This is a genomic window from Bilophila wadsworthia ATCC 49260 (assembly GCF_000701705.1).
Classification (GTDB): domain Bacteria; phylum Desulfobacterota; class Desulfovibrionia; order Desulfovibrionales; family Desulfovibrionaceae; genus Bilophila; species Bilophila wadsworthia.
In genome coordinates this window covers 1-3,849 of the sequence record NZ_JNJP01000162.1, presented here as the reverse complement: position 1 = coordinate 3,849, position 3,849 = coordinate 1, and the positions used below count along the sequence as shown (strand labels likewise).

The following is a 3,849-nucleotide window of genomic DNA, read 5'->3' as shown; positions in this document are numbered from 1 at the left end:
GAGGAACCTTTCTGAAGAAAGGCTTCCTCCCCTCCCCAAACCCCACCCCTCCGCCTCCAAAGACGTTCGTTGTGGGGACAAGGGTGAAAAGGCGGCTTCGGTGAAGTCGCTTTTTTTTGTATGGGGGATATGGATACTCTGCGGAAAAAGTCCGGCGGTGTTCATGTAATCCTTCTCCGTGCGAATCCACCGCTCTTGGCAAAAAAATAGTCTCAGAATATCATCACCCCTTCAATTAAGAGAAAAGGCCGCAGGCGGCCCGGCCAGTTCAACAACGGGCTAGCCCCGCATTGAAACTGCTTTGGAATAAAAAATGAAAGGGGAGGGGGAAAACGTGCGGGCGCTCCCCGCTTCCAGAGAATGTTTTCCCCCTTATGATGCGCCCTCTCCTCAGGAGCCATACATGACCACCGATACGATAGCGGCCATAGCGACGGCCCCCGGTGCCGGAGGCATCGGCATTGTCCGGGTCAGTGGCCCCGGCGCGCTGCCCATACTCGAGAAGCTGTTCGCACCGGCCGGAAAGGGCGGCTATAAGCCGTGGATCTTGCGGCGCGGGCGCGTTCAAGACACGGAAGGCAACACGCTGGACGACTCGCTGGCGGTGTTTATGCCCGGCCCCAAGACCTTCACCGGGGAAGATGTGGCGGAATTCCAATGCCACGGCGGCCCCGTCCTGCTGGCGGCGGTGCTTGAAGCCTGCCTCTGCGCGGGGGCACGCCTTGCGGAGCGGGGGGAATTCACCCGCCGCGCCTTCCTCAACGGCAGGATGGATCTGACGCAGGCCGAAGCCGTCGCCGAAATGATCGCCGCGCCGTCCAAGGAAGGCGCGAGGCTTGCCGCCGCCAAACTCGACGGCGTGCTCGGGCAGCGCATCGGCGATCTGCGGGAACGCGTGGAGCATCTGCGGGCGCAGATATGCCTTGCCGTGGACTTCCCCGAGGAAGAAGTGGAATGCCTGCCGCAGGAAGGCTTCCTCTCCGCCATCGCGGACGTGAAGGCGGCGGTGGCCTCCCTGCTCGCCGGATTCGAGCGGACCCGCTGCTGGCGCGAAGGCGTGACCGTAGCCCTCGCCGGCCCGGTCAACGCGGGCAAGTCCAGCCTCATGAACGCCCTCCTTGGCCGCCAGCGTGCCGTGGTGACGGAATACCCCGGAACCACACGTGATTTTTTGGAAGAACCGATCCAGCTTGCGGGGCTCCCCGTCCGGCTTGTGGACACGGCGGGCCTGCGCGAAACGGACAACCCCGCCGAAGCGCAGGGCATCCAGCTGGGCCGCTCCATGATCGAATCCGCCGATGTGGTCCTGCTCATGGTCGACGGCACGGAGGGAACGACGCCGGACACATGGGCATTGCTCTCGGAGCTCGGCCCGGAACGCACCATCCTTGTCTGGAACAAAAGCGATCTTGCCACCCCTCCCCCGCACTGGTATGGAAAGGAGACGAACCTTTCCGTGAAACCGGCGGCACATGCCGTTATTTCGGCCCGCAAGGGAGAAGGCCTGGAAACGCTGGCCGAAGCCGTTCGGGAGCTTGCGCTGGCCCGCAGCCAGGGGCAGGAGCCGGAACCGGGCGAAGCGGTACCCAACCTGCGGCAGGCCCGGAGCCTGATGGAGGTACTCGGGGAACTTGAGGCGCTGGAACAGGACGTTCTCGCGGGGGTTCCCTATGATTTGTGCGCCGTCCGCCTGGAGGGCGCGGCTTCGGCGTTGGCGGAGATCACCGGGCTGGACACCCCGGAAGAAGTCCTTAACCGTATTTTCGCATCTTTCTGTATTGGCAAATAGCATGAACGCATCTTCAAACGCAGCTGGCGGAGCACCACTTTCCAAAGAAGAAATCAACGACCTGCCCATGTTGGCCTACGAAGGCGAGGTAATGCTTGTCCAGACCGAAGGCGAGATGGCCCGTGCCCTGAATTTTCTCAAAAAGGAAACGCTCCTCGGGTTCGATACCGAATCCCGCCCGTCCTTCAAGAAAGGCAAAAGTTACCCGACCTCGCTCATTCAGCTTGCCGGTTCGGAACTTGTGGTGCTGATCCGCCTGAACCTCACGCCCTTCTGCGGGGCGCTCGCGGGGCTGCTTGCCGATCCCGGCATCATCAAGGCCGGGGTCGCCATCCGTGACGACATCCGCGCCCTCCAGAAACTGCACGAGTTCACACCCGGCGGGCTTGCCGACCTCGCCGAGATGGCGAAACAGCGCGGCATCAAGGCGCAGGGCCTCCGCACGCTGGCGGCCCAGCTCATGGGCTGCCGTATCAGCAAGGCCGCGCAGTGCTCCAACTGGGCGAAAAAGACCCTCACGCCGCAGCAGATCCGCTATGCCGCCACCGATGCGTGGATAGGCCGGGAAATTTATTTACGTATGATGGATCAGGGGTGAAATCGGGGGAGGGAACTCTTCTGAAGAAGGGCATCCCTCTCCCCTCCCCCGCCCCCCTCTCCCTCCCAAGACTTTTGACCATATCGAATCCCCGTTCACGGCTTTCCCTCATGGTGAAAGAACCGGCTGAAAAATATTTGAGGAAAATATCCTCTCTTTTTTCTCGGGAAAATCGACATGGGGGATTCGATAAAGTCAAAAAGTTTTGAAGCGGGAGGGATGGGGTTTGGGGAAGGGAGGGAGAAACTTTTTTAAAAGTTTCTCCCTCCCTTCCCCAATCTTCCCCTCCCTACCCCCATCCCACTCTCAGGTGAAACTATGACCCCCTCCCCTCCGTTCCGTATCGTCCCTTGGGACACCGACTTTCTGGACGCCCTCAAAAACGGGGTGATGAAGGCCACACGCGGCCAGCCCGGCAACGCGGTGGTGGTCTTCATGCATGACCGCCCCCGCCGTTACCTGCGAGAGCGCTTCCGCTACGCGCCGGATGTGCCCAAACCCTGCCTCCTCCCGCGCATGTTCACGGAACGGGAACTGATGGCGGCGTTCCGCCAGGAACAGCACCAGAAACTCCGCCGAGAGGCTGGAAAACTGGATCAGATTGCCCTGCTCTCCCGCTGCGTCCGCGAACTGGCGGAACCGGACACTGAGCTGTGTATGCAGCTCGCCAAAACCGACGACGCGGGATTTTTCCCGTGGGGGGTGCGGCTCGCGGAGTTGCTGGAGGAGTGCTTCACGCAAGGGCTCACGCCCGAGGACATGCTGTATACGGAAGGCGAAGTGGCTCCTTTCGGGGCGGCCCTTCTCGGCTCGCTCGGCAAGATTTTCCACCGTTACCGCGACGCGCTGATCGAATCCGATCTCACCACGCCCGGCTTCGACGCGTTTGTCGTCGCCAGCGCGCTGGAAGAAGGAACGGACGGAGACGACCTCCCGCCGCTGCCCGACTTTCTCGCTGGGCGCGCCATCCTGCTGGCGGGCTTCGGTATGCTCACCGGCACGGAAAACACCCTGTTCCGCTACCTCTGGCGGCACGGCGCGCAGGTCTTCCTGCACGTCGATCCGGCGCTGGCCGAAAACGGGCAAGGGCATTGGGCATGTACCGAACAGTCAAACTGGATCGCGGACTGGAAGGCCGATACCGTGCTGGCCTGCCCTTCCCCCGGCAAGAAACCGAAAATCCACTATTTCGCGGGCTACGACCTGCATTCCCAACTGGACGCCCTACGCGGCGATCTCATCGAACTGGAACGGAAAGACCGCCTCGCCGCCGCGCTCAAGGCCAGAAGCACGACGCAACAGCTGTCCCTGCTCCCCTCATCGGAAAACGGCACGGCTTCCACCCTTCCCGAAACTTCGGCCAGCGGGAATGCCGACAACAAGGATTCGATAACCTCGAAGGTCTTGGGAGGGAGAGGGAAGGGGACGCGGGGGAAGGGAGAGGGAAGCCCCTCTTCAGAAG

Annotated in this window: 2 protein-coding genes and 1 pseudogene; all 3 read left to right on the top strand. The window is 61.9% G+C overall.

All coding sequences use genetic code 11. The annotated features are described in order from the left end of the window. Positions 1–403: 403 nt before the first annotated feature. Positions 404–1,789 (top strand): tRNA uridine-5-carboxymethylaminomethyl(34) synthesis GTPase MnmE, encoded by a 1,386-nt coding sequence (mnmE, locus tag T370_RS0121490; protein WP_029436964.1) that lies wholly within the window; start codon positions 404–406, stop codon positions 1,787–1,789. Positions 1,790–1,856: 67 nt separating this feature from the next. After that, positions 1,857–2,387, top strand: coding sequence for a 3'-5' exonuclease (locus tag T370_RS0121485; protein ID WP_029436963.1), 531 nt, complete (start codon positions 1,857–1,859; stop codon positions 2,385–2,387). Positions 2,388–2,705: 318 nt separating this feature from the next. Beyond that, positions 2,706–3,849, top strand: a pseudogene (locus T370_RS0121480) (PD-(D/E)XK nuclease family protein); the annotation flags it as partial.